The 22,685-nt window shown below is 52.6% G+C and carries 26 protein-coding genes; 12 read left to right on the top strand and 14 right to left on the bottom strand.

Annotated elements, in window-relative coordinates; all coding sequences use genetic code 11:
- From ACNQ0T_RS03995 to ACNQ0T_RS03980, 4 genes are all read right to left on the bottom strand, one after another.
- Window positions 1-150, bottom strand: a 150-nt coding sequence (locus tag ACNQ0T_RS03995) for a 4Fe-4S binding protein (RefSeq protein ID WP_031612572.1), incomplete at its 3' end; no start/stop codon positions are given.
- Between the two features lie 10 nt (window positions 151-160).
- A complete protein-coding gene (gene ynfE, locus ACNQ0T_RS03990; RefSeq protein WP_417929621.1) occupies window positions 161-2,599 on the bottom strand; it encodes a selenate/tellurate reductase subunit YnfE in 2,439 nt (812 codons plus the stop codon).
- 130 nt (window positions 2,600-2,729) lie between these two features.
- On the bottom strand, window positions 2,730-3,035 hold the full coding sequence (locus ACNQ0T_RS03985; RefSeq protein WP_006808860.1) for a DUF1161 domain-containing protein: 306 nt from the start codon (window positions 3,033-3,035) through the stop codon (window positions 2,730-2,732).
- Window positions 3,036-3,137: 102 nt separating this feature from the next.
- Window positions 3,138-3,992, bottom strand: coding sequence for a beta-1,4-mannosyl-glycoprotein beta-1,4-N-acetylglucosaminyltransferase (locus ACNQ0T_RS03980; RefSeq protein ID WP_023306114.1), 855 nt, complete (start codon window positions 3,990-3,992; stop codon window positions 3,138-3,140).
- A gap of 192 nt (window positions 3,993-4,184) precedes the next feature.
- Here ACNQ0T_RS03980 and ACNQ0T_RS03975 point away from each other — a divergent pair, with 192 nt between their 5' ends.
- Window positions 4,185-4,895 (top strand): YnfC family lipoprotein, encoded by a 711-nt coding sequence (locus ACNQ0T_RS03975; RefSeq protein WP_032622202.1) that lies wholly within the window; start codon window positions 4,185-4,187, stop codon window positions 4,893-4,895.
- A gap of 17 nt (window positions 4,896-4,912) precedes the next feature.
- Here ACNQ0T_RS03975 and speG read toward each other — a convergent pair whose 3' ends face one another.
- Window positions 4,913-5,473 carry a spermidine N1-acetyltransferase gene (gene speG, locus ACNQ0T_RS03970; protein ID WP_023300006.1) on the bottom strand — a complete coding sequence of 187 codons (561 nt, stop codon included), beginning with the start codon at window positions 5,471-5,473 and terminating at the stop codon, window positions 4,913-4,915.
- Complete coding sequence (locus ACNQ0T_RS03965; protein WP_023300007.1) at window positions 5,473-5,811, bottom strand: DUF1283 family protein; 339 nt, start codon at window positions 5,809-5,811, stop codon at window positions 5,473-5,475. The genes speG and ACNQ0T_RS03965 overlap by 1 nt, the downstream gene beginning before the upstream one ends.
- Before the next feature lie 150 nt (window positions 5,812-5,961).
- Here ACNQ0T_RS03965 and ACNQ0T_RS03960 point away from each other — a divergent pair, with 150 nt between their 5' ends.
- From ACNQ0T_RS03960 to ACNQ0T_RS03940, 5 genes are all read left to right on the top strand, one after another.
- Window positions 5,962-6,288 carry a YnfA family protein gene (locus ACNQ0T_RS03960; RefSeq protein WP_023300008.1) on the top strand — a complete coding sequence of 109 codons (327 nt, stop codon included), beginning with the start codon at window positions 5,962-5,964 and terminating at the stop codon, window positions 6,286-6,288.
- 111 nt (window positions 6,289-6,399) lie between these two features.
- Entirely contained in the window at window positions 6,400-7,614 is a 1,215-nt protein-coding gene (gene manD / locus ACNQ0T_RS03955; protein ID WP_023300009.1) for a D-mannonate dehydratase ManD, read from the top strand.
- 14 nt (window positions 7,615-7,628) lie between these two features.
- The gene (locus ACNQ0T_RS03950; RefSeq protein ID WP_045309024.1) at window positions 7,629-8,648 is read left to right on the top strand and encodes a Zn-dependent oxidoreductase; all 1,020 of its coding nucleotides are present in this window, start codon (window positions 7,629-7,631) and stop codon (window positions 8,646-8,648) included.
- A 73-nt stretch (window positions 8,649-8,721) separates the two neighbouring features.
- Window positions 8,722-10,101 (top strand): MFS transporter, encoded by a 1,380-nt coding sequence (locus ACNQ0T_RS03945; protein ID WP_417929618.1) that lies wholly within the window; start codon window positions 8,722-8,724, stop codon window positions 10,099-10,101.
- Window positions 10,102-10,324: 223 nt separating this feature from the next.
- Window positions 10,325-11,788, top strand: coding sequence for a mannitol dehydrogenase family protein (locus tag ACNQ0T_RS03940; RefSeq protein WP_417929617.1), 1,464 nt, complete (start codon window positions 10,325-10,327; stop codon window positions 11,786-11,788).
- 44 nt (window positions 11,789-11,832) lie between these two features.
- Here ACNQ0T_RS03940 and ydfZ read toward each other — a convergent pair whose 3' ends face one another.
- Window positions 11,833-12,036, bottom strand: coding sequence for a putative selenium delivery protein YdfZ (gene ydfZ / locus ACNQ0T_RS03935; RefSeq protein WP_003857405.1), 204 nt, complete (start codon window positions 12,034-12,036; stop codon window positions 11,833-11,835).
- 287 nt (window positions 12,037-12,323) lie between these two features.
- Between ydfZ and ACNQ0T_RS03930 the strand changes: the two genes are divergently transcribed.
- A complete protein-coding gene (locus tag ACNQ0T_RS03930) occupies window positions 12,324-12,755 on the top strand; it encodes a universal stress protein (protein WP_023300013.1) in 432 nt (143 codons plus the stop codon).
- Window positions 12,756-12,790: 35 nt separating this feature from the next.
- On the opposite strand, the gene ACNQ0T_RS03925 is transcribed toward ACNQ0T_RS03930, so the two are convergent.
- Together ACNQ0T_RS03925 and ydfG are read right to left on the bottom strand one after the other, a co-directional pair.
- Entirely contained in the window at window positions 12,791-13,477 is a 687-nt protein-coding gene (locus tag ACNQ0T_RS03925; protein WP_003857403.1) for a GntR family transcriptional regulator, read from the bottom strand.
- Between the two features lie 90 nt (window positions 13,478-13,567).
- Window positions 13,568-14,314, bottom strand: a complete 747-nt coding sequence (gene ydfG / locus ACNQ0T_RS03920) for a bifunctional NADP-dependent 3-hydroxy acid dehydrogenase/3-hydroxypropionate dehydrogenase YdfG (protein WP_022647991.1) — start codon at window positions 14,312-14,314, stop codon at window positions 13,568-13,570.
- A gap of 143 nt (window positions 14,315-14,457) precedes the next feature.
- On the opposite strand from ydfG, the gene dcp reads away from it, so the two are divergent.
- Window positions 14,458-16,491: a peptidyl-dipeptidase Dcp gene (dcp, locus tag ACNQ0T_RS03915; RefSeq protein ID WP_320678818.1), complete on the top strand. Its 2,034-nt coding sequence runs from the start codon at window positions 14,458-14,460 to the stop codon at window positions 16,489-16,491.
- 297 nt (window positions 16,492-16,788) lie between these two features.
- Here the strand turns inward: dcp and ACNQ0T_RS03910 are convergent, their stop codons facing one another.
- Together ACNQ0T_RS03910 and ACNQ0T_RS03905 are read right to left on the bottom strand one after the other, a co-directional pair.
- The gene (locus ACNQ0T_RS03910; protein ID WP_022647993.1) at window positions 16,789-16,896 is read right to left on the bottom strand and encodes a YnaM/YnfT family protein; all 108 of its coding nucleotides are present in this window, start codon (window positions 16,894-16,896) and stop codon (window positions 16,789-16,791) included.
- 209 nt (window positions 16,897-17,105) lie between these two features.
- Complete coding sequence (locus ACNQ0T_RS03905) at window positions 17,106-17,333, bottom strand: hypothetical protein (protein ID WP_071881491.1); 228 nt, start codon at window positions 17,331-17,333, stop codon at window positions 17,106-17,108.
- 149 nt (window positions 17,334-17,482) lie between these two features.
- Between ACNQ0T_RS03905 and ACNQ0T_RS03900 the strand changes: the two genes are divergently transcribed.
- On the top strand, window positions 17,483-17,647 hold the full coding sequence (locus ACNQ0T_RS03900; protein WP_213083702.1) for a YnfU family zinc-binding protein: 165 nt from the start codon (window positions 17,483-17,485) through the stop codon (window positions 17,645-17,647).
- A 248-nt stretch (window positions 17,648-17,895) separates the two neighbouring features.
- On the opposite strand, the gene ACNQ0T_RS03895 is transcribed toward ACNQ0T_RS03900, so the two are convergent.
- The 3 genes from ACNQ0T_RS03895 to ACNQ0T_RS03885 all read right to left on the bottom strand — a co-directional run bounded on the left by ACNQ0T_RS03895 (window position 17,896) and on the right by ACNQ0T_RS03885 (window position 19,674).
- Window positions 17,896-18,114, bottom strand: coding sequence for a cold shock domain-containing protein (locus tag ACNQ0T_RS03895; RefSeq protein ID WP_022647994.1), 219 nt, complete (start codon window positions 18,112-18,114; stop codon window positions 17,896-17,898).
- A 367-nt stretch (window positions 18,115-18,481) separates the two neighbouring features.
- Window positions 18,482-19,171, bottom strand: coding sequence for an SOS response-associated peptidase (locus ACNQ0T_RS03890; protein WP_038415993.1), 690 nt, complete (start codon window positions 19,169-19,171; stop codon window positions 18,482-18,484).
- 263 nt (window positions 19,172-19,434) lie between these two features.
- Complete coding sequence (locus ACNQ0T_RS03885; RefSeq protein WP_006808847.1) at window positions 19,435-19,674, bottom strand: DinI family protein; 240 nt, start codon at window positions 19,672-19,674, stop codon at window positions 19,435-19,437.
- A 326-nt stretch (window positions 19,675-20,000) separates the two neighbouring features.
- On the opposite strand from ACNQ0T_RS03885, the gene ACNQ0T_RS03880 reads away from it, so the two are divergent.
- From ACNQ0T_RS03880 to ACNQ0T_RS03870, 3 genes are all read left to right on the top strand, one after another.
- Entirely contained in the window at window positions 20,001-20,420 is a 420-nt protein-coding gene (locus tag ACNQ0T_RS03880; protein ID WP_022647996.1) for a translesion error-prone DNA polymerase V autoproteolytic subunit, read from the top strand.
- A 1-nt stretch (window position 20,421) separates the two neighbouring features.
- Window positions 20,422-21,690: a Y-family DNA polymerase gene (locus ACNQ0T_RS03875; protein ID WP_032671166.1), complete on the top strand. Its 1,269-nt coding sequence runs from the start codon at window positions 20,422-20,424 to the stop codon at window positions 21,688-21,690.
- A 206-nt stretch (window positions 21,691-21,896) separates the two neighbouring features.
- A complete protein-coding gene (locus tag ACNQ0T_RS03870; RefSeq protein ID WP_023300017.1) occupies window positions 21,897-22,658 on the top strand; it encodes an OBAP family protein in 762 nt (253 codons plus the stop codon).
- Window positions 22,659-22,685: the final 27 nt, after the last annotated feature.

The following is a 22,685-nucleotide window of genomic DNA, read 5'->3' as shown; positions in this document are numbered from 1 at the left end:
ATCCTCCTGCCAGTCGCCGCCCGCGTATTCATAAATACGACGGAAGCTGACGTCCGGGGTCAGGTCTTTATAATCCTTGCAGGCCAGCTCGCAGGTTTTACACCCGGTGCAGCGGCTGGAATCAATAAAAAATCCATACTGGGTTGTCATCGGTTAATCCTTATGCCTTCTCGATCTGCACCAGGTTCGTGTGCTGCGGATTGCCTTTCGCCAGCGGTGACGGGCGGTGTGTGGTCAGGGTATTGATGCAGGAGCCGTGATCGACACGATCGCCGTTCATGTTGGCGTCATGCCAGGCGCCCTGGCCCATCGCGCTCACACCAGGCATAATGCGCGGGGTGACTTTGGCGGCAATGCGCACTTCGCCGCGATCGTTAAACACGCGCACCGTGTCACCGTTTTTAATGCCGCGCTTCTCGGCGTCTACAGGGTTAAGCCACACCTCCTGGCGACAGGCGGCCTGGAGCACATCCACGTTGCCGTAGCTGGAGTGGGTACGGGCTTTAAAGTGGAAACCGAACAGTTGCAGCGGGAATTTGCTGCGCTCGGGCGCGTCCCAGCCTTCAAAGGTTGAGGTATAGACCGGTAGCGGGGTGATGGTTTCGTCTTTTTGCAGTTCCCAGGTTGCCGCAATATCCGCCAGCTTGCTGGAGTAGATCTCGATTTTCCCCGACGGGGTTTTCAGCGGATTGGCATCCGGATCGTCACGGAATTTTTTATAGGCCACAAAATGTCCATTTGGATCTTTGCGCTTATAAATACCCATTTTTTTCAGCGCGTCGTAGGACGGCAGCAGCGGATCTTTGGCAACCATTTTGGCATAAAGGTAGCGCAGCCACTGCTCCTGCGTACGGCCTTCGGTGAATTTCTGATAGACATCCGGTCCGAGACGTTTCGCTACTTCGCTCATGATCCAGTAGATGGGTTTGCGCTCAAACTTCGGGGCGGTTACCGGCTGGAGGAAAATCAGGTATCCCATGTTGCCGGCGTAATCGTTGGGGATGATATCTTCCTGCTCAACGGTCATCAGGTCCGGCAGGACAATATCGGCATACTTCGCGGACGAGGTCATGAAGTTGTCGATAACGACGATCGTTTCGCACTTACTCTCATCCTGCAAAATGTCGTGAGTTTTGTTGATATCAGAGTGCTGGTTGATGATGGTATTACCCGCATAGTTCCAGATGAACTTGATCGGCACATCCAGCTTATCCTTACCGCGTACGCCGTCGCGCAGGGCGGTCATCTCCGGTCCACGCACGATGGCATCCGTCCAGCTGAAGCAGGAGATTTGCGTTTTCACAGGATTTTCCGGCAGCGGCATACGTTCGATGGTGATGGTGTAGGTCGATTCGCGCGCGCCGCTGTTGCCGCCGTTAATGCCGACGTTGCCGGTCAGGATCGGCAGCATGGCGATGGCGCGGGATGTCTGCTCGCCGTTGGCCTGACGCTGCGGGCCCCAACCCTGGCAAATGTAGGCCGGTTTTGCCGAACCGATTTCACGGGCCAGCTTAATAATGCGATCGGCAGGAATGCCTGTAATACGCGACGCCCATTCCGGGGTTTTCGCGGTTTTGTCATCACCCTGGCCGAGAATATAGGCTTTGTAATGACCGTTAACAGGTGCGCCTTCCGGCAGGGTTTTTTCGTCATAACCTACGCAGTATTTATCGAGGAAGGGCTGATCGACGAGGTTTTCATTAATCAGCACCCACGCAATACCTGCCACCAGTGCGGCATCGGTGCCCGGACGAATCGGGATCCACTCGTCTTCGCGGCCTGCGGCGGTGTCGGTGTAGCGCGGATCGATAACGATCATCTGTGCGTTAGACCGTTCACGTGCCTGTTCAAGGTAGTAAGTGATCCCGCCGCCGCTCATGCGCGTTTCTGCCGGATTATTGCCGAACATCACCACCAGTTTGGTGTTTTCGATATCTGATGTACTGTTGCCGTCGTTGCTGCCGTAGGTGTAGGGCATTGCGCAGGCGATCTGCGCGGTGCTGTAGGTGCCGTAGTGGCTGAGGAAGCCGCCGTAGCAGTTCATCAGGCGTGCCACCAGCGAGGCGTAAGGGGAGGAGCGGGTGATATTGCCGCCGACAATTCCGGAGGAGTAGTTAATGTAGACCGCTTCGTTGCCGTATTTTTCGACCACGCTTTTCAGGCTCGCGGCGATGGTGTCCAGCGCTTCTTCCCAGGTGATACGCTCAAACTTGCCTTCTCCGCGTTTGCCCACGCGTTTCATCGGATAGTTCAGACGGTCTGGGTGATTAATGCGACGGCGAATTGAACGGCCTCGCAGACAGGCGCGAACCTGATGGTTGCCGTAAATATCCTCGCCGGTATTATCCGTTTCAACCAAGTAGACTTCGTCATCGCGAACGTGCATCCGCAGGGCGCAGCGGCTACCGCAGTTCACCGAGCAGGCGCCCCAGACGACTTTGTCTTCTGCGGGCTGAATAGCTGTCTGCACAGCGGCGGCGGCGCTTTTCAGACCAAAAGGTAATGCGATCCCACCGGCGGCAAGCGCCAGAGATCCTATGGCAGTAGATTTAACCAGAGTTCGACGGCTTATACCGCCGTGATGTTCAACTTCGGACATAACTCACCCCATCATTGTTAATAATTATTTTCACCCGTGACTACAACCGGGCTAATGATGGGGGGAGTGTTACTTATTTAGAGGTATTAAATATTAATCCTCGTCAAATCAGGGGAATTGAGTGGGAAAATCATTGCGGCTCAGCGGGCGCATTCTCTTGCGTACCTGCGCCGCTCACCGGGTAGTTGCCGCTACTGGTGCGGGTGTACAAAATTTTGAAAGTATCGTTGGCACAATGCCCAACGACCTGCGCATCCGGCTGGTCGGCCTGATCGTTCGGCACGATGTTCAGGGTAAAGCCAGACTCCGGTACGCCGTTGTTGATAATCTTCTGCTGAATGTCGCTTTTCACGCGCTCGCAGGAGTCCGGGGCCGCAAGAATAGCAGGTGAAGCACTCATTAACAGCAGGGCGGTAATCCAGGGTAACCGTTTCATCTGTAGCTCCTTTTCACTGTGTAGACTGTAAGCATAGCAGGGTTAGGGTAAGCTTTTGTTTTTGTGTCTCTCTTTCTGAATTGTCCTGGAGCCCCGCCTGCGTCATAAAATAAATTGCGAATAATGGTGCTGATTGTCTACCAGATAAGAAGGCAGGGTGCGTTTTGATACCTCTTGCCTGACCAGTTTTCGGTCTCGTCCCCAGATATCTTCGGCGTTGGTGATAACCTTCATAATATGTTCCGGGTTATTAAATTCCGGCAGATCGTATTCGGTATGAGAAATGGTAGACATTTTTTCGGAAATTCTTTCTGGGGTCATTACCCAGGAGAAATGCCAGCCGCCATCTTTCACAACCTTATTATTGATTTTTAGCCAGTTCCATTTAAACCATGACCAGTTTTTATCTTTGCGTGCCCGCTTCCAGTTTCTGAAAGATTCAGGCTCACCGTGGAAGAAATGCTTAAGGTTGTAATAGGACGTCGCGCGGGGCAAGGTACATTTTCTCGGCGTACCATCCATGTTGTGAACCTGAAGATTAAACTGATAGTTGAACACGTTTTGATGAATAGTCGTGCAGAGCGCGCGTGGATTAATGGCCCTGACCGTCTCGGGAGAGAAAATTTCATCAACGTCTGACACCAGAATCAGATCGTCGTCTGCCGCGTCTTTTAACCCATTCATAATGGAGTTGCGAAGCGCTGCTTCATTTGCCCAGGCATCAACCTGGTTATTGTCAGCACTGTTTAAAATAGGCTGCGCGTCAAAAGGCACGTAAATAATTTTGTCTCTGAATTTGGCAAACTTCGTAATATCGAAATGTAATTCTCGCGGTATGCCCGTAAAAGAGTGTGTTGCTTCTACAATGACAAAACGGTCAACGACATCAGCGAGCGTATGTAATCTGATGTCGAGCAACATATCTTCGTCATAGTACAAAAAACAGTCGTAAATCATGATGTTAACCCGAAAAGTTAAGAATCTAATTTTATAATAATGTGGAATCTTCCGCGCCCAAAGTAGCCACTTTGGCAGGTCTCGTCAATGCAAACGACGGATTTATACAGCGTAAAGAGTCAAATGAAGAGCTGTTATGTAAGTTGCTGTATTTGCTAATATGATTGTATCTCTCTCTGAACGGTAAATGATGTGAATAAATACGCAGCGATAACGCTACTGGCAACGGTACTGGTGGGATGTGACAACAACACCGCGCCGCTGTCATTTACGCCGGAGATGGCGAGCTTTTCGAACGAGTTTGACTTTGACCCTCTGCGCGGGCCGGTGAAAGATTTTACCCAGACGCTGTTGAACGATAAGGGTGAAGTCTCTAAACGCGTGACTGGAACGATGTCGTCGGAGGGGTGTTTCGATACCCTTGAACTGCACGATCTGGAGGCTAACACGGGCGTTGCGCTGGTGCTGGATGCTAACTACTATGTCGATGCGGAAACCCAGCAGCAGAAGGTGAAGTTGCAGGGAAAATGTCAGCTGGCGGAACTGCCGTCTGCCGGCCTGACATGGGACACCGACGATAACGGGTTTGTGGTTGCCGCGCACAGCAAAGAGATGGAAGTGAAGTACCAGTATGATACCGACGGCTACCCGCTGGGTAAAACCACGGTCTCCGGCGACCAGCGTTTATCGGTCAAATCGATGCCGTCGAAAGATCTGCGTAAGCGCATGGATTATACGGCGGTAAGCCTGTTGAACGATAAACCGATGGGCAATGTAAAGCAGAGTTGCGATTACGATCGCCACAACAACCCGGTGAGCTGTGAGCTGGTTATCGTCGATGACAGCGTTAAACCTGCCATTGAGCGCAAGTACACCATCAAAAACAGCATTGAATATTATTAAGAATAAAACCGCGCAGGTTACTGCGCGGTGGGTTTAAGCAGGTTGGCGGAGGAGGATTTATGCCCGGCCAGATGCTGATGCTGGAAAATGCACATGCGGATGGTGTTACGGTATTCGCCATTAATAAAGAACTCATGGATCAGTTCACCTTCCACCATAAAGCCGAGCTTACGGTAGATATGAATCGCTTTTTCGTTCTCTTTGTCGACGATAAGGTAAAGCTTGTAGAGATTCAGGACGTTAAACCCATAATCCATCGCCAGCTTTGCCGCCCGCGACGCAAGACCTTTCCCCTGGTGCTCCGGTGAAATAATGATCTGAAATTCCGCCCGACGGTGGACATGGTTGATCTCAACCAGCTCAACCAGCCCGGCTTTCTCACCTTCGCACTCCACTACAAACCGGCGTTCACTCTGATCGTGGATATGCTTATCGTAGAGATCGGACAGCTCGACGAAGGCCTCGTAAGGCTCTTCAAACCAGTAGCGCATCACGCTGGCATTGTTGTCGAGCTGGTGGACAAAGCGTAAATCTTCGCGCTCCAGCGGACGGAGCTTTACGTCACACGGCATCGACATTACGGTGCTACCGTGCGGCCAGTGCGACGATCCAGACAGCGCAGGGTGTTAGGCTCCCAGTAAGCGTTGACGTTGGCACTTTGCTGGCATTTGTCGCGGGCATCAAACGCGACGTCTTCTTTATCCCACTCTTTTTCCACGCGCTTATTCACTTTCTGACGCAGGCTGCGGGTGTCATTCCATTGTTCTTTGTCCATGGCGGCGTTCTGACGGCTTTGCGCGCTGTCACCAGACTCAATGATGAGTTTGCTGGTTTCGGCTGATGCCGTTGCGGCAAAGGCGAACGAGGACAGCGCCAGTGCGGCTGTCAGACAAAGGCGTTTGCTTAATGTAGTCATAGCGTTTCCTTTAAACGGGTGCAGACAATCGGATTACCCCGTTGGATTCTACACCAATCCGAAAGGGTGTCATACCCGCGCGGCAGGTATGGGAACGATGAGAGCATTATCGCGTATGATGTTTAAATCAATCCTCACGAAACGAGAAAAATGTTCAAAACGACGCTGCTTTTTTTCGCGACCGCGCTGTGTGAAATCATCGGATGCTTTTTGCCGTGGCTCTGGCTAAAGCGGGGCGCTTCCGCGCTGCTGCTGATCCCGGCGGGTGTGTCCCTGGTCCTTTTCGTCTGGCTGCTCACCCTGCATCCGGCCGCTAGCGGGCGGGTTTATGCGGCCTACGGAGGGGTGTACGTCTGTACTGCGCTGCTGTGGCTGCGCTTTGTCGATGGCATCAGGCTAAGCCTGTATGACTGGGCAGGCGCGCTGGTTGCCCTGTGCGGCATGTTGATCATCGTGGCCGGCTGGGGACGCGCATAGTCGTCCTCATAGTGTGATCGCCCGCTGATTTTTCGATCGTTATACTTGTATGGTAGTAGTGTAGTTGCGTAAATTTCCTGCATCACAACGAGCGATGTAAGGAAATGGATTATGAAGATTGTCGGGGCTGAAGTATTTGTCACCTGCCCGGGGCGTAACTTTGTCACCCTTAAAATCACCACCGATGAGGGCATTGTCGGCCTGGGTGATGCCACGCTTAACGGACGTGAACTTTCCGTTGCCTCCTACCTGAAAGATCACCTGTGCCCTCAGCTGATTGGCCGCGATGCGCACCGCATCGAAGATATCTGGCAGTTCTTCTATAAAGGCGCGTACTGGCGTCGTGGCCCGGTCACCATGTCAGCGATTTCTGCCGTGGATATGGCGCTGTGGGACATCAAAGCGAAAGCCGCGAACATGCCGCTCTATCAACTTCTGGGCGGAGCCTCCCGGGAAGGGGTGATGGTTTATTGTCATACCACCGGGCACACCATTGACGACGTACTGGAAGATTATGCCCGTCATAAAGAGATGGGCTTCAAGGCTATTCGCGTGCAGTGCGGTGTGCCGGGGATGAAAACCACCTATGGTATGTCTAAAGGAAAAGGGCTGGCGTATGAGCCTGCAACCAAGGGCGACTGGCCGGACGAGCAGCTTTGGTCCACCGAGAAATACCTCGACTTTACGCCGAAACTGTTCGACGCAGTGCGCAGTCAGTTCGGCTTCAACGAACATCTCCTTCACGACATGCACCACCGTCTGACGCCCATCGAAGCGGCGCGATTCGGCAAAAGCATTGAAGAGTACCGCCTGTTCTGGATGGAAGATCCGACTCCCGCTGAAAACCAGGAGTGTTTCCGCCTGATCCGCCAGCACACCGTCACGCCCATTGCGGTGGGGGAAGTGTTCAACAGCATCTGGGACTGCAAGCAGCTGATTGAAGAGCAGCTCATTGACTATATTCGCGCCACCATAACCCATGCGGGCGGCATTACCGGGATGCGTCGCATTGCTGACTTTGCCTCACTCTACCAGGTGCGCACCGGCTCACACGGCCCGTCGGATCTGTCGCCGATTTGCCACGCCGCGGCACTGCATTTTGACCTGTGGGTACCGAACTTTGGCGTGCAGGAATATATGGGGTATTCAGAGCAGATGCTGGAAGTGTTCCCGCACAGCTGGCGCTTCGATAACGGCTATATGCACCCGGGCGACAAGCCAGGGCTGGGCATTGAGTTTGATGAGAAGCTGGCAGCGAAATACCCGTACGAACCGGCCTGTCTGCCGGTGGCCCGTCTGGAAGACGGCACCCTCTGGAACTGGTAAACGAGGAGCGAATGATGAAAAGCGTAGTGATCCAACAGCCGAATATGCTGGTGATTGAGGAGCGTCCTCTCCCGTTGCCGGGCGCAGGCGACGTCCGCGTCAGAATTAAACTCGCCGGTATCTGCGGTTCAGACAGCCATATCTATCGCGGGCATAACCCGTTTGCGAAATACCCGCGGGTAATCGGTCACGAGTTCTTTGGCGAAATAGACGCGGTTGGCGAAGGTGTGGAGAGCACCCGACTGGGCCAGCGCGTGTCTGTGGATCCGGTGATCAGCTGCGGGCACTGCTACCCGTGTTCCGTCGGAAAACCGAACGTTTGTACCTCGCTGGTGGTGCTGGGCGTCCACCGTGACGGCGGCTTCAGCGAATACGCCGTCGTGCCGGCGAAAAATGCCTGGCACATTCCGGATGCGATCCCTGACAAACACGCGGTGATGGTTGAGCCCTTCACCATTGCCGCCAACGTGACGGGGCAGGCGAAACCCACCGAACAGGACGTGGCGCTGATCTACGGCGCAGGCCCGATGGGGCTGGTCACCGTGCAGGCGCTAAAGGGCGTTTACAAGGTGAAGCAGGTCATCGTGGTGGATCGGATTGATGAGCGGCTGGGGATGGCGCAACGCAGCGGCGCAGACTGGGTCTTCAACAACAGCGAGCACTCATTACAGGCCGCGCTGGATGAAAAAGGCATCAAGCCGACGTTAATCATCGATGCTGCCTGTCATCCATCCATTTTGCAGGAAGCGATTACGCTGGCGTCTCCGGCGGCGCGCATCGTGCTGATGGGCTTCTCCAGCGACCCGAGCCAGATCGTGCAACAGGGGATCACCGGCAAAGAGCTGTCGATCTTCTCTTCGCGCCTGAATGCCAACAAATTTCCGGTGGTCATTGACTGGCTGGAAAAAGGGCTGATCGACCCTGAAAAACTGGTCACCCATACATTTGACTATCACCACGTTACAGACGCCATCGAACTGTTTGAAAAAGACCAGCGGCAGTGCTGCAAAGTCTTGCTCACGTTCGACCAATAATAATTCACGCGGTTAAGAGCCTGCGAAGACAGGCTCTCAGTGGTACGCATCTTACCTTGCAGAGATAGCCATTATGACTCAAGCACAACCTCAAAGAAGTACGTCAGACCTGGTGAAAGCCGCCGTATCCGGCTGGCTGGGCACCGCCCTGGAGTTTATGGATTTTCAGCTTTACTCCCTTGGCGCCGCGCTGGTATTCCATGAAATTTTCTTCCCTGAACAATCCGCGGCCATGGCGCTGATCCTGGCGATGGGGACCTATGGGGCAGGCTACATCGCGCGTATCGTCGGGGCATTTATCTTCGGCAGAATGGGCGACAGAATTGGCCGCAAAAAGGTGCTGTTTATCACCATCACCATGATGGGGATCTGCACCACCTTAATCGGCGTCCTGCCAACCTACGCGCAGATCGGGATTTTCGCACCGGTGCTGCTGGTGACGCTGCGCATTATTCAGGGGCTGGGCGCGGGGGCAGAAATCTCCGGCGCAGGTACCATGCTGGCGGAGTACGCGCCGAAGGGTAAACGCGGCATCATCTCCTCGCTGGTGGCCATGGGAACCAACTGCGGGACGCTGAGCGCCACGGCGATCTGGGCCGTGATGTTCTTTGCCCTCGATCGTGAAGAACTTATTGCCTGGGGCTGGCGCGTGCCGTTCCTCGCCAGCGTGGTGGTGATGATCTTCGCCATCTGGCTGCGTATGAACCTTAAAGAGAGCCCGGTGTTTGAGAAGGTTAACGACGCCGAAACCGTTGCGCCGGTTGCTGCGCCGGATACCTCATTAGGTGCGATGTTTAAGAGCAAATCGTTCTGGCTGGCGACGGGGCTGCGCTTTGGTCAGGCCGGCAACTCAGGTTTGATTCAGACTTTCCTTGCCGGATATCTGGTGCAGACGCTGTTGTTTGATAAGGCGATCCCAACCGATGCGCTGATGATCAGTTCGATTCTCGGCTTCCTCTCCATCCCGCTGCTGGGCTGGCTGTCCGATAAAGTGGGGCGCCGTCTGCCGTATATCCTCCTTAACATTTCAGCCATTATTCTGGCTTACCCGATGCTGTCGATTATCGTCGATAAGAGTTACGCGCCGGGCGTGATTATGCTCTCTATCATCGTTATTCATAACTTTGCGGTGCTCGGGCTGTTCGCGCTGGAAAATATCACCATGGCAGAGATGTTTGGTTCGCGGAACCGCTTTACCCGCATGGCCATTTCGAAAGAGGCGGGCGGGCTGGTAGCCGTAGGCTTTGGTCCGGTGCTGGCGGGGATCTTCTGCAACATGACCGGGTCCTGGTGGCCGATTGTGGTGATGCTGGTGGCGTACTCGCTGATTGGGCTGGTCTCCGCGTTGCTGATGCCGGAAGTGCGCGACCGCGATTTGAGTGAAGCCGAAGATGCTGCGGAGGCTCCTCATAAGGACTCGGTAGCGTACGGCGCGCTCTCTTCACGCCGCTAGTGGTTTACATCTTGCGTTACCTGTCACACAACTTTTTACTGATGTCACACCACATGGCGAAAAGTTAATGTAAATCAAGATCTGAAAACGATGTATCAGTATGGTTAATGGCAGCGTTTTTTGACTCCGACTGCCATTCTAGTTGGTGTAGTCAGCAGGCGCTGCCGCTCTTAAAAGGAAGCGGCAGTGGATCACAGCTTTCATTAATTAACGAGTCTCAATCATGGAAAACCGGTTATTACAGGCGAAGGCAACGCATCCTCAATACGATCGCGACAGCCTCAAGGCACGCATTGTTCATTTAGGGTTTGGCGCGTTTCACCGTGCGCACCAGGCGGTGTACACCGATATACTCGCCGCAGAACAGGGCAGCGACTGGGGTTACTGCGAAGTTAACCTGATTGGCGGCGAACAGCAGATAGCCGATCTGAAGGCACAGGATAACCTTTATACCGTGGCAGAGATGTCTGCCGATGCGTGGACGGCGCGCGTGGTCGGCGTCGTCAAAAACGCGCTGCATGCGCAGATCGACGGGCTGGAAACCGTGCTGGCGGCGCTGTGCGAGCCGCAGGTCGCCATTGTTTCCCTCACCATCACCGAGAAAGGATATTGCCACTCCCCGGCAACCGGACAACTGATGTTCGATCATCCGTTAATCGTTGCAGACCTGCAAAACCCGAATCAGCCTAAATCTGCGCCGGGCGTGGTGGTTGAGGCGCTGGCGCGTCGCAAGGCGGCGGGGCTACCGGCATTCAGCGTGATGTCATGCGATAACATGCCGGAGAACGGCCACGTGATGCGCAATGTGACCTGTGCCTACGCGCGCGCCGTAGACGGCGAACTGGCGGACTGGATCGAAGCGAACGTCACCTTCCCGTCAACGATGGTGGACCGCATTGTGCCCGCCGTCACGGCTGAAACGCTGGATAAAATCGAACAGCTGACTGGCGTACGCGATCCGGCAGGTGTCGCCTGCGAGCCGTTCCGCCAGTGGGTGGTGGAAGATAATTTTGTTGCCGGACGCCCCCAGTGGGAAAAGGCCGGTGCGGAGCTGGTTTCTGATGTCATTCCGTTTGAAGAGATGAAGCTGCGAATGCTTAACGGCAGCCACTCGTTCCTGGCCTATCTCGGCTATCTGGCCGGTTATCAGCACATTAACGACTGCATGGAAGATGAACATTATCGCGCAGCCGCGCATGCGCTGATGCTGATAGAGCAGGCGCCGACGTTGAAAGTGCGGGGCGTGGATTTGGGTCGTTATGCCGACCAGTTGATTGCGCGTTACAGCAATCCGGCCCTGCGTCACCGCACCTGGCAAATCGCCATGGACGGTAGCCAGAAATTGCCGCAGCGCATGCTCGATTCCGTGCGCTGGCACCTTGTCCACCAGAAACCTTTCCCGCTGCTGGCCCTCGGCGTGGCGGGCTGGATGCGTTATGTCGGCGGTGTGGATGAGCAGGGTAACGTGATTGAGGTGAGCGATCCGCAGCTGGCGGTGATTCAGGCGGCGGTAAACGGTAGCGCTGAAGGTGAAAGCCGCGTTAGCGCGCTGTTGGGCATTGAGGCTATTTTCGGTAACGAGCTGCCGAAGGACACGGTATTCGTGGCTGCCGTCATGCAGGCCTATCAAACGTTGCTGCAAAAAGGCGCGAAGGCCACGGTTGCTGAGTACGCAGTCCGGCTTTAACGCTTTGACATGCCGCCGTTCGCGGCGGCATGTCGGGGCACAGCTTAGTGCATCCCCAGGCGAATCAGCTCAATCGGTTCGAACTTACCTTCGCATCCTTCCACTTCAACCGTTTTACCACGACGCACCTGCTCGGCATTAAGGCCGTCGCTGTGGATCGCTTTAATCACGCCGAACTGACCTGTGCCGCTAATCATGACGCGGCTGCCAGTGGTGATTGCATTTCGGTTACGGTCGTATGTCATCATGGTATTTTCTCCTCTCGCACTTATCCGTTACGGCGCTAATTCAACGGCTGCCGTTCACGGGGCACTATTAATACGCCTCTCTTAAACGAAATTATTTGCTTTTGATCAAGCTCACACTTTTTTCTTATTTCCTGATGGCGTTGACGGTTCAGGACACCGCTTTACAAAGCGGACAGTTATTTTCCTTAATTGATAGTTTCCAGACGCAAGTGTTTAGGCTTTGTTTATATCCACAATGCCATTCTGGAGGCAGAAAATAACCCTTCATCGGAAAAGGAGTCAGGCTTATGTATAAGAAAATTTTGATGCCTGTTGACGTGTTTGAAATGGATCTAAGCGATAAAGCGGTACGCCACGCGGTCAACCTCGCGAAATCGGAAGGCGCGACGATCACCCTGGTCAACATTCTCCCTAACAGCAGTCGTTCGTTACTGCGGGGGTTCAATGCCGATATTAAGAAGTTCGAAGAGTATATGACCGCCGAGTCGGATAAGAAGATGAAGGCACTGAAACGGCTCTTTGATATGTCCCCAGAAAATATTGATTGTGAAGTACGTTTCGGCAACGTACGCGATGAAATCATCCAGCTCAGCAAAGAGGGGAAATATGACGTTATTGTTATTGGATCAAGAAACCCGAGCATGACAACACATCTGCTGGGCTCGAATGCTGAAACTATCCTGCGCTACGCCACTATTCCGGTATTAGTGGTCCGCTAATCACTTCGCCGCAACCGAAAGGGGGCGGCGAGGTTTTATTCTTCGCTGAACCACTCGCGGTTTTCCTGACGAATTAACTGAACTGACTCGCTAATTTCCTGGAGGTGAAGCGTCATCGCTTTATCTACGGCTTCCACGTCGCGTTTTTCCAGTGCGCTGAAAATATCGTGATGCTGGCGCAGCAACATCTCTGGCGGAGAAACATGGTCGAGGCTCATGTAGCGCACGCGGTCGATGGTAGCTTTGATGTTTTCGACGGTATCCCACGCGAGCTGGCACTCGGCGATCTGCGCCAGTTTCTGGTGAAATTCGTCGTCCAGCTGGAAAAAGTCGTTCAGCTGTTTGCGGTCGATGGCAATGCGTTGCTGATGCAGGTTTTGCTCCAGCAGGTAGCACTGGTTATCGTTGATGAGCGACGCGGCGCGACGCACAACGGCGCACTCAATGGCCTGGCGAACAAAACAGCCATTCCGTACCTGCGAAAGCGAAATTTTATTTACATAGCTGCCGCGCTGAGGGCGGATCTGGATAAGGCCGTTTTCTGCGAGCTTAATAAACGCCTCGCGCACGGGCTGACGGGAAACGTCAAAACGTACCGAAACCTCTTTTTCTGAGAGTGGCGTTCCCGGTGGGATCAGGCAGCGAACGATATCACGGCGTAAGATGCGATAAATTTGCTGATTTACAGGCTGGGTAGGATTAAGTTGCGATTCAGCGGCCATGGGTTGTGATTTCTCAGAGAGTTAACCTGAACATACTACCATTCTTTTACCCGTCATCACATACCCGGCCCGCAGGCCGGGAAGGGTGAATTACCCGCGATGCACGCTGAGTCCGGCATAGGTCTGGCTGACGGGCATCATCTCAACCGTGTTGATGTTGACATGCTTCGGCAGCGTCGCGACCCACCAGACGGTTTCGGTGATATCTTCCGGCGTCAGCGCATTCGCATTTTCATAGGTTTTATCCGCTTTCGCGTCATCGCCTTTGAAACGCACGTTGGAGAATTCCGTTCCACCGACCAGGCCCGGCTCAACATCGGTCACGCGAATCGCGGTACCGTGCAGGTCGGTGCGCAGGTTCAGGCTAAACTGGCGTACAAAGGCCTTGGTTGCGCCATAGACGTTGCCGCCCGCGTAAGGCCAGCTGCCTGCGGTGGAACCGATATTAATGATATGACCACGGTTACGTTCAACCATGCCCGGCAGCACGGCGCGGGTCATGTACACCAGGCCTTTGTTGTTGGTGTCGATCATGTTCTCCCAGTCTTCCACGCTGGCTTTGTGGGCAGGCTCCATGCCCAGCGCCAGGCCAGCGTTATTGACCAGCACGTCGATTTCACGCCATTCGGCAGGCAGGTTGGCAATCATCTCTTCAATGGCGGCGCGGTTGCGCACGTCCAGCTGTGCGGTCAGGATGCTGTCGCCCAGCTCGTCTTTCAGCTCCTGGAGACGCTCCTGACGACGACCCGTTGCAATCACCTTATGTCCGTTGGCGACGAAGCGACGCGTGATGCTTTCACCAAAACCTGCTGTCGCCCCGGTAACTAATATAATCATCTCACTGTTCCTCAACGCTTTTTGTGTTGTACTACCATAGCACGCACTCGGGCACATCGTTAAGGCAACATTTGTATGACGCCATTGCAGGCCGGAGCAGGCTGGCCTACTCTGGTGAGAAATACCGTGCTCAGGAGTAAACGATGTCGGTCAACAACCCTTTCTTTGACGTTAGCCTGCTGCCTTATCAGGCTCCGCGTTTTGATGTGATAGAAGACAGCCACTATCGCCCGGCGTTTGATGAAGCAATGCGCCTCAAGCGTGCAGATATTGACGCGATTATCGCGCAGAGCGCCGTGCCGGACTTCAACAACACCGTGCTGGCGCTGGAAAAGAGCGGGGCCATGCTGTCGCGCGTCAGCAGCGTGTTCTTCGCCATGACGTCCGCACACACCAACGATTATCTTCAGGCACTGGACGAGCAGTTCTCCACCGAACTGGCCGGGCTGGCGAACGATATCTGGCTAAACGATACGCTTTTCGCTCGCGTGGAAGCCGTCTGGCAGGATCGCGACACGCTGGATGCCGAATCCCGCCGGCTGACGGAGGAGACGTATCAGCACTTTGTTCTTGCGGGCGCGCGTCTGAACGCCGATGAAAAAGCCGAGCTGAAAGCCCTGAATACCGAAGCCGCCACCCTGACCAGCCAGTTCAACCAGCGCCTGCTGGCGGCGAATAAGGCGGGAGGGCTGGTGGTGGATGATGTTCACCAGCTTGACGGACTCAGTGCGGAGGAGATGGCTGCCGCGGCTCATGCTGCCGCAGAAAAAGGGCTGACGGATCGCTGGCTGATCCCGCTTCTGAATACCACGCAACAGCCCGCGCTGGCGGCGCTGTCTTTGCGCGAGACCCGTAAAAAGCTGTTTAGCGCGGGCTGGGAACGCACTCAAAAAGGCGACGAAAACGATACGCGCGACCTGATCCGTCGGCTTACCGCGTTGCGGGCAAGACAGGCGCAGCTGCTCGGCTTTGACAACTATGCCAGCTGGAGCATTGCCGATCAAATGGCGAAAACGCCGGATGCCGCGCTCGAATTCATGCGCGGGATAGTTCCTGCGGCGCGCAGCAGAGCCGCGCTGGAGCAGGCGGATATTCAGAAGGTCATTGACGACGAGCAGGGCGGTTTTACGGTGCAGGCCTGGGACTGGGCGTTTTATGCCGAACGCGTGCGTTCAGCGAAATACGCGCTGGATGAGTCGCAGATCAAACCCTATTTCGCGCTCAATACCGTGCTGGAAGATGGCGTATTCTGGACCGCCACGCAGTTGTTCGGTATCCGCTTTGTCGAGCGTTTCGATATTCCGGTTTATCACCCGGACGTTCGCGTGTGGGAGATTTTCGACCACACGGGTGAAGGCATGGCGCTGTTCTACGGCGACTTTTTCGCGCGTGATTCCAAAGCGGGCGGGGCGTGGATGGGGAATTTTGTTGAGCAGTCTTACGAGTTTGCCGCGCGTCCGGTGATTTATAACGTTTGCAACTATCAAAAACCAGCGAACGGGCAGACCGCGCTGATCTCCTGGGATGATGTGATTACCCTGTTCCACGAGTTTGGCCATACGCTGCATGGCCTGTTTGCCAGCCAGCGCTATGCCACGCTTTCAGGCACCAACACGCCGCGTGATTTCGTTGAATTCCCGTCGCAGATCAATGAACACTGGGCCAGCCATCCGCAGGTGTTTGCGCACTTTGCCCGCCATTATCAAACCGGCGAGCCGATGCCGGATGCGCTGCGGGAAAAAATGCTCAATGCGACCCAGTTTAATAAGGGTTATGACATGACGGAACTGCTGAGCGCCGCGCTGCTGGATATGAACTGGCACGGCATTCATGAGCCCGTTGAAGACGTGGAAGCCTTTGAAGCCGCCGCGTTGAAAAAAGAAGGGCTGGATCTTCCAGCCGTACCGCCGCGCTATCGCAGCAGCTATTTTGCCCATATATTCGGCGGCGGCTACGCGGCGGGCTATTACGCCTATCTCTGGACGCAGATGCTGGCGGACGATGGCTACCAGTGGTTTGTCGAGCAGGGTGGTTTGACGCGCGAAAACGGACAGAAATTCCGCGAGGCGATTTTGTCGCGCGGCAACAGCACTGATTTAGCTGAACTTTACCGGAACTGGCGCGGGCACGATCCGAGGATCGAACCGATGCTGGAGAATCGTGGATTGAGTGTTTAAGGGCTTTTTAGTGTGGAAACAGAACCGGGCGCGATGCCCGGTTTTTTGTTCGATTTTTTCTTCCCCGAAACTCCTCCAAATTCCTCCCCAAAATGAATCCTTAAATTCTGCGAAATTTGCAGGATAACTTTCTTATGGCTGACCCTATATATCAGGGCGAACGACTGGGCAGCTTCCTGCTGCGCCAATGGAGAGGGAATTAATTGTGGAACGTACCCGGGGCTGGAGTGGCGCTGCCTGCGAGGAAAGGTGAATAGGCTGCCCAGTAAATAAAGAGGTTATGGAAACTTGAATACATTACAGTTCATCAGGATTGTTCGATACGCTGATCCCGATCTTGATCAGACTTAAAATCATCAATGCCAGTACCATTGCCACGATAGTAGAGATGATAAGCGTTGTCATAAAGGCCCCCTTTGTGAGTATATCTTTTAGACTGTTTGAATCAAAAAATGTTCCGAGTCCTAAAAAATATATGACATTAGACAGGAATGTATCGTCTGCTAAATGAAAAAAAAAGCCTACGCCAGGTAGGCAATACTGATAATTCCTAATTGTTTTAATAATGCTTGTTACTAAAGGTTATCTGCAGTGTTGGTAGAAGATATTGAAGCTTATAGATACTTCCTGGCTGCATCTAATATTTCCTGAGATGTAAGCTCTCGATCTGATGCAACATAGATAACTTCATGGTCACCTGTTAAAGAGGGAAAACCGGCTGACATTATCGGAAGGTTTATCCCTTCTCCATTAGGGTATTGTTCGCGTATTGATGTCACGCCCTTAAGTACGGTGATTACTTTACCTGGTTTACCATTAAAGAAAATAATTACTTTTTTCATGTATCACCATGTATTTCAGGGGGTTTTATGGCCCGGGGTTGTTCGAAAGGGGTTGATTTATTGACGTTTAGTTACCTCTTTCGAAATTAAAACAAGCAATATTCTGCCTTAACGTGTACTGTAGCAGTCCATTTGTACTGGAGAAGCTTATGTCTGCACGTAAAAACACGCAATTCCGCCGAAATTATTTAGTCAAATGCCCTTGTCCAAACTGCACAAGAGACTCGGAGCATAGTTACAATCGTGTACAAAAGGGAGCTCAACTGGTTTGCCCTTACTGCAACGCGTTGTTCAAATCCCCTCAACATTACTAAAAAATCTCATATAATAACTAAGAAGTGATGCTTTTGGAGGCTGCCTAACCTCTTACGCACTTTAATATTTTATAAGCAGTTAGTTTCTGCTTTGAGACTATTCATGCAGCAGTCCTGCATTTCATCACATCGGTCAGCAAATTTGACGGTGCTGTAAATATGCTGGCCTGTTGTAATGATATTCGCAAACGATAAATGACGCTTCTGATTATTTAATTCACAGAAGCTTAAGCGGTCATTGAGGGGGGTTATTTATCGCAAAGCGTAACATTTGCAGCTGTCGGACCTTTGGTACCGGCAATGACAGCAAATTTAACTTTTTGGCCTTCAAAAAGAGTTTTGAATGTCTCTCCCTGTAGAGAAGAAGAGTGAACAAGGATATCTTTACTTCCATCGAGTGGGGAGATGAAGCCAAAGCCCTTATCATCGTTAAACCACTTAACAAGACCTATCATTTTTGATGACATAAAAACTCCACTTGAACACTTAAAAGTTACAAGTTCATGAAAAGAAACGCATGATGGCATACGTATGGACTCAAGAGGAGGGGATATCAGAGATAGCACCTGGTTATGAGGACTACTTTGGAAAAGTCAGATTCACATTGCATCGAACCAACCGCATCATTAAGGCACGTGTAGATCTTTTAAGCAAATCTTATTTTAGCCATCTGGGAGGCCATACAGATTAGATTAGCCAATCCAAATTTTTCCTGTGTCGTCAAATTTGATTTATAGCAAGGAAATAATTTGTCCCGTAAAATGACAGGAGTTGTCAAAGGTTTTGACTTCAATAGAGGGAAGGGTTTTATTATCCCATCTAAAAAGTGCAGGTCTAACTAAGATCAGATTTGATTTCTATTTGCTCTATCAAATTCCTCCCCTGGTTTTTTACATTTCCTACTGTACGCGTTACCGCATGCCAGACGAACTTATCGGCGGGCACTGCACCATCTGAAGCTATCTCTTCAGCTTCTTTCCCGCCAACATGCTGTCGCATCCACTCGCGTGCCGCTTCTGGTGACAAAACCAGTGGCCTGCGGTCATGAATGTCGACGAGGCCTTTATCAGCCGCAGACGTCACAATCAGAAATCCCTCGGCTTCATCGCCGCGCTCAAACGGTGTGCTTCCGATCGCCGCCATAAAGATTGGCTGACCGTCGGCCCGGTGGATGAAGTAGGGTTGTTTCTTGTCACCTGACTTCTTCCATTCGAACCATCCATCGGCAAAACAGATCGCCCGGCCATGTTGCCACAGAGGTTTAAACATTCTGCTGGTGGCCGCGGTTTCTACACGTGCGTTAATCAGTGGTGCTTTGTCCCACCATCCAGGTGCGTAGCCCCAGAACACCGGATCGAGGTGCAGTAGTTCGTCGCGTTCGCTCAGCAGCAGGACTTTGGTACCGGGCGCGACGTTGTACCGACCAATGGGGGCCGGGTCATACGCGATGTCGCGATCGCCTTCGTCGGCAAGGTAGGCCAGGTATTCTTCACGGGTTTGGGCTTGTGCAAAGCGTCCACACATAGAAACCTCCAGTCGGATGTCATACTCAAAGTATAGGGCAGGGATAAGATGACTTGATCGACATGCAAAAGCTGTATCTTGTACAAGATAACGCGAGAAAATGGGCAGAAATTCCGGGAGGCGTTTTTATCTTGCGGGCACGATCCGAGAAATGAACCGATGCTGGAGAACCGCGGGTGAGTGATTAAAGGCATTACTGGCTGAAAACAGAACCGGGCATTGCGCCCGGTTTTTCCCCGGTGGGCTGGTATTTGTTAACCTTGTTACTCTTGCGTCAGCCACATGTCCGACTCTTCAAACATTTCCTCAAGCATACGGTTCAGCTTTTCCCGGTCGCTTTTGCTGGCATCGCTATTCAGGCCATTCGCCTGCATTGGCTTAACCGTCACGCTGGCATCAGGAAAAATCCGGTGCACACGTTTTGTCAGTTCAGCCAGAATTATCTCCCTGGCTCCCTCCAGCCCCTGTACGTTTCGCTTGTCATAAACCAGTTCAACAAACATTATTTTTTCCCTATGAATATTAATTGTGCGATTCTGTCTGCACGTAAAAATACTACTGTATATGGGTACAGTCAAACGGCATTCCGGCTAAAGAAATGCCATGCCGCTCTTCACCTTGTTTATGTTGATGACAATCTATTCATTTAGCCTTTAAAACGAGCAGTCGAAGCGTTTAATCGTAAAATTTACAAAAACCATAATTTGAAGCCAGAGAGAAACTTACAAACGAAACGGTGAAGGTTTAAACAGTCGCTACGGTTCAGCTGCCTTGCGCGTGCTTCAAAACAAAACTACTGTATATAAAAACAGTATTAAAGGTATGCGTAATGGAATTTATCAGACCTACAGAACTGCGTGAGATTATCGCGCTTCCACTTTTCAGCGATTTAGTTCAGTGCGGATTCCCAAGCCCGGCTGCCGATTATGTGGAGCAGCGCATTGATCTTAATGAACTTCTGGTTGCCCACCCCAGCTCGACGTATTTCGTTAAAGCCGCGGGTGATTCAATGATTGAAGGGGGAATAAGCGACGGCGATTTACTGGTGGTCGATAGTTCCCGAACGGCTGAGCACGGCGATATCGTCATCGCCGCGGTGGAAGGGGAATTCACCGTTAAGCGCCTGCAACTGCGGCCTAATGTTCAACTCAATCCGATGAACAGCGCTTATTCACCGATTATCGTTGGCAGTGAAGACACGCTGGACGTTTTTGGTGTGGTCACTTTTATTGTTAAATCGGCCAGCTGATATGTTTGCGCTCTGTGATGTGAATTCATTCTATGCATCATGCGAGACGGTATTCAGGCCAGATTTGAGAGGCCGACCGGTGGTTGTCCTCTCAAATAACGACGGTTGCGTGATAGCGCGCAGCGCAGAGGCCAAAGCCGCTGGCGTTACCATGGGGGCGCCATACTTTAAGCAGAAAGACCTGTTCCGGCGCGCCGGCGTGGTTTGCTTCAGCAGTAACTACGAACTTTACGCTGACATGTCCAGCCGGGTAATGACCACGCTGGAAGAAATAAGCCCTCGCGTCGAAATATATTCCATTGATGAGGCCTTTTGTGATCTCACCGGGGTTCGTAATTGCCGGGACCTGACTGATTTTGGCAAGGAGATCCGCGAAACGGTTTTGAAGCGTACGCACCTGAGGGTCGGCGTTGGCATAGCCCAGACGAAGACGCTGGCGAAGCTGGCAAATCACGCGGCGAAGAAATGGCAGCAGCAGACGGGTGGGGTGGTTGATTTATCCAATATCGACCGCCAGCGCCGGTTGTTGGCTATCGTGCCTGTAGAGGACGTATGGGGCGTGGGCAGGCGCATCAGCAAGAAGCTCAATGCGATGGGTATCAAAACGGCGCTGGATCTCTCAGAGCAGAGCACGTGGATTATCCGCAAGCACTTCAATGTAGTGCTGGAGCGAACGGTCCGGGAGCTGCGCGGCGAGCCGTGCCTCGATCTGGAAGAGTTTGCACCGACAAAGCAGGAGATCGTCTGTAGTCGGTCATTCGGTGAGCGCGTGACAGAATACGAGCAGGTGCGCCAGGCTATATGCAGCTATGCGGCCCGTGGCGCTGAGAAGTTACGTGGCGAGCACCAGTATTGCCGCTTTATCTCGGCGTTCGTAAAGACCTCTCCGTTCGCTCTGAACGAACCCTATTACGGCAACAGTGCCTCAATGACGCTTCTCACACCCACTCAGGACTCCCGCGACATTATCAACGCCGCGGTAAAGTGCCTCGACAAAATCTGGAAGGAGGGCCACCGCTACCAGAAAGCCGGCATTATGCTCGGGGACTTCTTCAGCCAGGGCGTTGCCCAGCTCAATTTGTTTGACAATAGCGCGCCGCGTGCCGGAAGTGAAAAGCTGATGGAAGTGCTGGATCGTCTGAACGCGAAAGATGGAAAGGGTACGCTTTATTTTGCCGGGCAGGGCATACAGCAGCAATGGCAGATGAAGCGTGAAATGCTTTCGCCGCGGTATACGACCCGGTATTCAGATTTACTGAGAATTCGATGAATGTTAATGGCTGTTTTGTGCCAGAAGCGGACATTGATATAAATGGCAATTGATCAAACAAATCTCTGATGCTCTTTCTGCCAGTATTTAAATGGTGTTCTTAAACGGAACGTACGCCAGTTTGCCGGATGGTTTAATAAAAACTCTCCTGGCGTGTCTGCGCGAATGTACTACTTTCAGTAAAGTGACTTTTACAGGGAGGGTCAATGAAACCATTATCGCTTTTATTATTGTCGAGCCTGACGTTAGTGGGTTGTGGCGCGAACAATACCCCTTCAAATACGCCTGTTCCGGGTGTAAAGACCTCCGTCGGGACGAGCACGCTTGAAGCCGGTGCTCAGCTTATCCAGTCCCGTCCGCCCATTGATGCAATGAGTGCCTACCTTGACGGTTTCCATTTTTATAGCGGGGATAAAAATGGCCAGATGGAAGCCCATCATTATGTAACCGTGTTGAATGAAGACGTGATGCAGGCGGTGATCTACGACGGTAACACCAAAGATGCCCGTTTAATGGGCGTTGAGTACATCATTAGTGAGCGTTTGTTTAACACACTGCCGCCGGAAGAAAAAAAATTGTGGCACAGCCATCAATATGAAGTGAAATCCGGCAGCCTGATTGCTCCAGGTTTACCTGCAGTGGCTGACAAAGCATTGATGAGCAAAATTGTGAATACCTACGGCAAGACCTGGCATACCTGGCACACCGACCGCGATAAAAAGCTGCCGCTCGGCATTCCGGCACTGATGATGGGCTTTACCGGGGAAGGGCAGTTAGACCCTAAACTTCTGGCGGACAGAGATCGACGCTTTGACGTAAGCACGCAAGCCATCAAAGAAGAACGTAAGGATATTGTGGCGCACCCAGTTGCTAAGGGAGCGGATGCCTGGCAACGTGGTGAAGAGATCCAGCTTAAGCGGGTTAAAGGTTCAGGTGAGCATGGCCAGGGCGACACAAGCCATTTTTGATATCAAAAGCCTTCAGGAATACCCCGG

This window comes from Enterobacter cloacae complex sp.6700776, from assembly GCF_048284255.1.
In the GTDB taxonomy this organism is placed as follows: domain Bacteria; phylum Pseudomonadota; class Gammaproteobacteria; order Enterobacterales; family Enterobacteriaceae; genus Enterobacter; species Enterobacter intestinihominis.
This window is presented reverse-complemented; position numbering and strand designations above follow the sequence as displayed.

Excerpts from the sequence above, each read along its gene's own strand:
- ACNQ0T_RS03945 (WP_417929618.1), top strand. The coding sequence starts at position 8,722 with ATGACTCAAGCACAACCTCAAAGAAGTACGTCAGACCTGGTGAAAGCC.
- ACNQ0T_RS03875 (WP_032671166.1), top strand. The coding sequence starts at position 20,422 with ATGTTTGCGCTCTGTGATGTGAATTCATTCTATGCATCATGCGAGACG.
- ydfG (WP_022647991.1), bottom strand. The coding sequence starts at position 14,314 with ATGATTATATTAGTTACCGGGGCGACAGCAGGTTTTGGTGAAAGCATC.
- ynfE (WP_417929621.1), bottom strand. The coding sequence starts at position 2,599 with ATGTCCGAAGTTGAACATCACGGCGGTATAAGCCGTCGAACTCTGGTT.
- ACNQ0T_RS03885 (WP_006808847.1), bottom strand. The coding sequence starts at position 19,674 with ATGTTTGTTGAACTGGTTTATGACAAGCGAAACGTACAGGGGCTGGAG.
- ACNQ0T_RS03880 (WP_022647996.1), top strand. The coding sequence starts at position 20,001 with ATGGAATTTATCAGACCTACAGAACTGCGTGAGATTATCGCGCTTCCA.
- manD (WP_023300009.1), top strand. The coding sequence starts at position 6,400 with ATGAAGATTGTCGGGGCTGAAGTATTTGTCACCTGCCCGGGGCGTAAC.
- dcp (WP_320678818.1), top strand. The coding sequence starts at position 14,458 with ATGTCGGTCAACAACCCTTTCTTTGACGTTAGCCTGCTGCCTTATCAG.
- ACNQ0T_RS03870 (WP_023300017.1), top strand. The coding sequence starts at position 21,897 with ATGAAACCATTATCGCTTTTATTATTGTCGAGCCTGACGTTAGTGGGT.
- ACNQ0T_RS03940 (WP_417929617.1), top strand. The coding sequence starts at position 10,325 with ATGGAAAACCGGTTATTACAGGCGAAGGCAACGCATCCTCAATACGAT.
- ACNQ0T_RS03930 (WP_023300013.1), top strand. The coding sequence starts at position 12,324 with ATGTATAAGAAAATTTTGATGCCTGTTGACGTGTTTGAAATGGATCTA.
- ACNQ0T_RS03890 (WP_038415993.1), bottom strand. The coding sequence starts at position 19,171 with ATGTGTGGACGCTTTGCACAAGCCCAAACCCGTGAAGAATACCTGGCC.
- ACNQ0T_RS03910 (WP_022647993.1), bottom strand. The coding sequence starts at position 16,896 with ATGACAACGCTTATCATCTCTACTATCGTGGCAATGGTACTGGCATTG.
- speG (WP_023300006.1), bottom strand. The coding sequence starts at position 5,473 with ATGTCGATGCCGTGTGACGTAAAGCTCCGTCCGCTGGAGCGCGAAGAT.
- ydfZ (WP_003857405.1), bottom strand. The coding sequence starts at position 12,036 with ATGATGACATACGACCGTAACCGAAATGCAATCACCACTGGCAGCCGC.
- ACNQ0T_RS03960 (WP_023300008.1), top strand. The coding sequence starts at position 5,962 with ATGTTCAAAACGACGCTGCTTTTTTTCGCGACCGCGCTGTGTGAAATC.
- ACNQ0T_RS03905 (WP_071881491.1), bottom strand. The coding sequence starts at position 17,333 with ATGAAAAAAGTAATTATTTTCTTTAATGGTAAACCAGGTAAAGTAATC.
- ACNQ0T_RS03895 (WP_022647994.1), bottom strand. The coding sequence starts at position 18,114 with ATGTCATCAAAAATGATAGGTCTTGTTAAGTGGTTTAACGATGATAAG.
- ACNQ0T_RS03950 (WP_045309024.1), top strand. The coding sequence starts at position 7,629 with ATGAAAAGCGTAGTGATCCAACAGCCGAATATGCTGGTGATTGAGGAG.
- ACNQ0T_RS03965 (WP_023300007.1), bottom strand. The coding sequence starts at position 5,811 with ATGACTACATTAAGCAAACGCCTTTGTCTGACAGCCGCACTGGCGCTG.
- ACNQ0T_RS03980 (WP_023306114.1), bottom strand. The coding sequence starts at position 3,992 with ATGATTTACGACTGTTTTTTGTACTATGACGAAGATATGTTGCTCGAC.
- ACNQ0T_RS03925 (WP_003857403.1), bottom strand. The coding sequence starts at position 13,477 with ATGGCCGCTGAATCGCAACTTAATCCTACCCAGCCTGTAAATCAGCAA.
- ACNQ0T_RS03900 (WP_213083702.1), top strand. The coding sequence starts at position 17,483 with ATGTCTGCACGTAAAAACACGCAATTCCGCCGAAATTATTTAGTCAAA.
- ACNQ0T_RS03985 (WP_006808860.1), bottom strand. The coding sequence starts at position 3,035 with ATGAAACGGTTACCCTGGATTACCGCCCTGCTGTTAATGAGTGCTTCA.